The sequence below is a fragment of the Salinisphaera sp. genome (assembly GCF_035690525.1).
GTDB lineage: Bacteria > Pseudomonadota > Gammaproteobacteria > Nevskiales > Salinisphaeraceae > Salinisphaera.
In genome coordinates this window covers 1-4,750 of the sequence record NZ_DASSKM010000165.1, presented here as the reverse complement: position 1 = coordinate 4,750, position 4,750 = coordinate 1, and the positions used below count along the sequence as shown (strand labels likewise).

5 protein-coding genes are annotated in these 4,750 nt (G+C 62.6%); 4 read left to right on the top strand and 1 reads right to left on the bottom strand.

The window, feature by feature from the left end:
* Positions 1 to 95 precede the first annotated feature (95 nt).
* The 3 genes from dnaX to recR all read left to right on the top strand — a co-directional run bounded on the left by dnaX (position 96) and on the right by recR (position 3,123).
* Entirely contained in the window at positions 96 to 2,111 is a 2,016-nt protein-coding gene (gene dnaX, locus VFJ08_RS12830; RefSeq protein WP_324997614.1) for a DNA polymerase III subunit gamma/tau, read from the top strand.
* Positions 2,108 to 2,431 (top strand): YbaB/EbfC family nucleoid-associated protein, encoded by a 324-nt coding sequence (locus tag VFJ08_RS12825; protein ID WP_324997613.1) that lies wholly within the window; start codon positions 2,108 to 2,110, stop codon positions 2,429 to 2,431. Before dnaX ends, VFJ08_RS12825 begins: the two co-directional genes overlap by 4 nt.
* Positions 2,432 to 2,526: 95 nt before the next feature.
* The gene (gene recR, locus VFJ08_RS12820) at positions 2,527 to 3,123 is read left to right on the top strand and encodes a recombination mediator RecR (RefSeq protein ID WP_324997612.1); all 597 of its coding nucleotides are present in this window, start codon (positions 2,527 to 2,529) and stop codon (positions 3,121 to 3,123) included.
* 96 nt (positions 3,124 to 3,219) lie between these two features.
* On the opposite strand, the gene VFJ08_RS12815 is transcribed toward recR, so the two are convergent.
* Entirely contained in the window at positions 3,220 to 3,552 is a 333-nt protein-coding gene (locus VFJ08_RS12815) for a 4a-hydroxytetrahydrobiopterin dehydratase (RefSeq protein ID WP_324997611.1), read from the bottom strand.
* 260 nt (positions 3,553 to 3,812) lie between these two features.
* On the opposite strand from VFJ08_RS12815, the gene orn reads away from it, so the two are divergent.
* Positions 3,813 to 4,358 (top strand): oligoribonuclease, encoded by a 546-nt coding sequence (orn, locus tag VFJ08_RS12810; RefSeq protein WP_324997610.1) that lies wholly within the window; start codon positions 3,813 to 3,815, stop codon positions 4,356 to 4,358.
* Positions 4,359 to 4,750 lie beyond the last annotated feature (392 nt).

The window sequence follows — 4,750 nt, the reverse complement described above, 5'->3', positions numbered from 1 at the left end:
GCCGCGATAGTGGACAGGATAAGACGCACTCCATTCGGGATGGTTCGCCTCATGACGCAAGTGCCGTTTTTCTTCCGTGCGGAAGTCCTCAACGCATGAGTTTTCAAGCGCTTGCGCGAACGTGGCGGCCGCGTCGTTTCGATCAACTGGTCGGCCAGGAGCATGTGGTCCGCGCGCTCACGCATGCGCTGGACCATAATAAGCTGCATCATGCGCTGCTGTTCTCGGGCACGCGCGGCGTCGGCAAGACGACGCTGGCGCGGATCATTACCAAGTGTCTGAATTGCGAGCACGGCGTGAGCGCATCGCCCTGCATCGGTGAAAACGCCTGTGCGACTTGTCGCGAGATCGACGAAGGCCGCTACGTCGACCTGATCGAAGTCGACGCGGCCTCGCGGACCGGCGTGGACGATACGCGCGAACTGATGGATAACGTGCAGTACGCGCCCACGCGCGGGCGCACGAAGGTGTATCTCATCGATGAGGTGCACATGCTCACCAAACATTCCTTCAACGCCCTGCTCAAGACGTTGGAAGAGCCGCCGCCGCGTGTTCAGTTCCTGCTGGCGACCACCGAGCCGGAAAAGATTCCGGTCACCATCCTGTCGCGCTGTCTGCAGTTTCCGCTCAAGCGGCTGTCGGCGATCCGAATCGCCGAGCGGTTGCGCCATATCGTCGATGCCGAAGCGTTGTCGGCGGACGACGAGGCGTTGAGCGAACTGGCGCGCGGCGCGGACGGCAGCATGCGCGACGGGCTGTCGCTTCTGGATCAGGCGGTGGCGTTCGGCGGCGGACATCTGGACGTCGACGGCGTACGCGATATGTTGGGCACGATCGGCGAGACGCGCGTCGCCGAGCTCCTGGACGCCATCATCGACGCGCGTGCCACCGACGCCCTGATCGCGCTGGAGTCGCTCTACGCCCAGGGCATCGATATGCGCTATCTGCTGGACGCGCTGGCGACGGCTTGGCAGCATATCGCGACCGTGCAGGTCATCGGAGAAGCGGTCGACGACGACAGCGCGCGCTGGCAGGTCGCCGCCGGACGAATCGACCCGCGATCCACGCAACTGTTCTACGACATCACGCTCGCCGGCGTGCGCGACTTGCCGAATGCGCCGGAGCCGCTCATCGGCGTCAAGATGACGGTGCTGCGCATGCTCGCCTTTGCCCCAACCGCAACAGCCGCAACCGCCGAACAGCCGGTGCCGGCGACCGGTGCGCCGCGGCAATTCAAGGCGGATGCCGCCGCGCCGGCGCACGAAGACGACGCGGGCAAGCCGGACGATCGTAAGCAGAGCGCACGCCAGGCCATGGCGCAGGCCAGGGCCCAGCTTCAAGCCCACAGGTCAGGGAATAGACCCGGAAATAGACCCGGGCCGCTCCCAAACGCGGGCGCAGCCAGCGCGGCAGCGGGAAGAGCCGGAGATGACGCGCCGCGGGCGCGCGAGCCCGAACCCGCCAGCGAGAGCGCACCGGATAACGCGCGCTTTATTGCGGAACCGAATGCAAACGACGAGGGCATCACGGCCGGCGCGCCCGGCGACGGGCACGATGGCTACTTCGATGCACAGGCCGCCGAGCATAGCGCCGAGACGTCGGCTGCGCCGGTATCCGGCGACGACGCCGGGCACGACACCGAATCGCCACGGGAAGCCGCGGCCGATTTCGATTTCGCCGCGACGAGCGACCATCCCGAAGACTGGCACGCGCTTGTGCCGAGGCTCGATATTCGCGGCTTTGCCGCCGAGCTCGCCAACAACGGCGTCTGCCGGCATCTCGACAACGAGAGGATCGAGCTCGAACTGGCGCGGGCCAACGCGTTCCTGGCCACCGACGAGGCGCGAATCCGCTTACAGGCGGCGGTGGCCGAGGCCTGGGGCAGCGGCGAGCCGCCGCACCTTAAGATCAGCGTGGTGGACGCACTGCACGATACCCCGGCCCAGCGAATCGAGGCCGATGCCGATAAGCGTCAGCAGGATGCGGTTGCATCCATCGAAAACGACCCGATCATCCAACAATTACGCAGCCAGCTCGGTGCCCGGCTGCGTCCCGAAACGATCAAACCCTATCGCTCACCGGGCGCGATGCAGCCAAGAGACGAACAATGAAAGGTGCCATCGGCAAGATGATGCAACAGGCCCAGGAAATGCAGGGCAAGATGCAGGAAGCCCAGAAAGAACTGGCGCAGATGGAAATCACGGGCGAGGCCGGCGCCGGGATGGTCCAGGTCGTGATGACCGGCAAGCACGAAGTCAAGAAAGTGAATATCGACCCGACCGCGCTGGAAGAAGATCCCGAATTCCTCGAGGATCTGATAGCCGCCGCCATTAACGACGCCGTCCAGCACGTGGAAACGGCGAGCAAGGAAAAGATGTCGGAAATGACCGGCGGCATGAATCTGCCGGAGGGCATGAACTTTCCGTTCTGACGCCGGCCTGTCTTGTCGTTTTCCCGCGGGCCGGTGCCCGAGCGCCTGCCGGTGAACGCACCCGCCACGCCGTCTCCACGCCGTAATGGAAGAACATGGTCTTTTCCCCCGCGCTGTCTCGTCTGATCGATGCATTTCGCGTGTTGCCGGGCGTGGGCGCCAAAAGCGCGCAACGCATGGCATTTCATTTGCTACAGAACCAGCGCGAAGGTGGCGCTTATCTGGCGGAGTCGATCCAAACGGCTGTCGCCGCGATTCGCCATTGCCGAGAATGCCGGATGTTCGCCGAGGCGGAGCGGTGCGAGATCTGCCGCAACGAACAGCGCGATGCATCGCGCGTGTGCGTGGTCGAAAGCCCGGCCGACGTCATCGCGATCGAGCAGAACACGAATTTCGACGGGCGCTATTTCGTGCTCATGGGCCATCTCTCGCCGATCGACGGCATCGGGCCGGAGCAGCTCGGCCTGGATATCCTGCGAGCGCGCCTCGACCGGGGCCCGGTCGAGGAGTTGATTCTCGCTCTGGGCGCCACGGTCGAGGGCGAAGCGACCGCGCAATATATCGCCGAACTGGCGCGAAACAACGGCGCCAGCGTGACCCGCATCGCGCACGGCGTACCGGTCGGCGGCGAACTCGAATACGTCGACGCCGGGACGCTCAGCCAAGCGTTTTCCGGGCGGCGGCCGCTGTAAAGCGTATTCGGCTCTGTTAGCGCGCTCTCCGGCAAAGGCTGCGCCGCGCGTCGGCCTGTTGTTGGATCAACCTATATCGGATCAACCTATATCGGATCAATCTGCCAGGCGGTCGATCTTCGCCGCGCTGATAAAGTCGTTGTCCGACAACCCGCCGATCGCATGCGTGGTCAACTCGATACGGCAACGGTTGTAGCCGAACGTGATGTCGGGGTGGTGATCCTCACGATGCGCGATGTAGGCCACGGCGTTCACGAACGCCTGGGTTTCGTAGTAGTTCTTGAACTTGAACTGGCCGACGATCTTCTCGTCCTTCGCGTTTTCCCAATGATCGCTGAGTTGGGTCATGCGGTCGGTCACGGCTTGGCCCGTCATCGGCTGGGCGCCGTTTTCGCAGGGCGCGCATTTCTGGTCGGCGAGCGAACTCATGGTCTGACTCGGTTGCGAACTGTTCACTGCCACAGTAACACCGTGAAGCGCAGTCACGAACCGGCAACACGAACGTCGGCTTACGGCCTGCGGCCTAAGCCGACCTACGCCAAGCCGCCCGAACCCTGTAGGTCGGATTAGCCGAAGGCGTAATCCGACAAGCCGAAACCAGCGGTTTTCCTGGTTGTCGGCTACAGTTTATGACTGGTCGTAGCGTGGCGGCTCGCGCACAATACAAGTTTAAGTACGAAGAAGAGCCCATGAGCTACGCCGACGACAATCTGATCTGGATTGATCTTGAAATGACCGGGCTGGACCCGGAGGCCGATCGCATCATCGAAATCGCCACGCTCGTCACCGATGCCAATCTGCACGTGCTGACCGAAGGCCCCGTTCTGGCGGTGCGCCAGTCCGAGGATTGCCTGGCCGCCATGGACGAATGGAATACCCGCCAGCACAACACATCCGGTCTGGTTGAGCGAGTCCGCGCTTCGCGGGTTGATGAAGCGGACGCCGAGCGGCAGACGATCGAATTCCTGAAAGAATACGTACCGGCACGCCGTTCGCCCATGTGCGGCAACAGCATTTGTCAGGATCGCCGCTTTCTCGCGCGCTACATGCCCGGGCTCGAGGCATACTTCCACTACCGGCACATCGATGTGAGCACGCTCAAGGAACTGGCCCGCCGGTGGGCGCCCGAAGTGGCCGGCGGGTTCTGCAAGAATTCGAGCCATCTCGCCATGGACGACATTCGCGACTCGATCGAAGAACTGTCCTATTACCGGGATACCTTGCTAAAGGTTTGAAATTGATACGGAACCTTGTTTAGCTTCTATTGAGTGCGCCTAAGGTCTAACAGTATGTTCATTGACCGCGGCTCGTGCGCGGCGTAAAACAATTGACAAGCCGCAAAGGCGGAGCCTTGGAATCGACGGATCGGCGCCGTTCGCGCGGTCTCTCGGAGGGGATGGACAAGAACAAATCATCATAAGGCGGATAAGAGATCCCGGCAGCCGCAGCTTCAAAGCTGCAGAAAAAATAAAACGGGAATGCCAGCTCAGGGCCCCTTGCGGGGCCCTTTTTTATGGAAACCCCTGGGCCTGTTGCCGCTTCATATGGCCCCGCGTTGCAACCCCAAATCGTGTCAGCCAAGACGCAGAGCGCCGGCCGCAGTCATTCTGCGGTCAAGCTCTGCAAC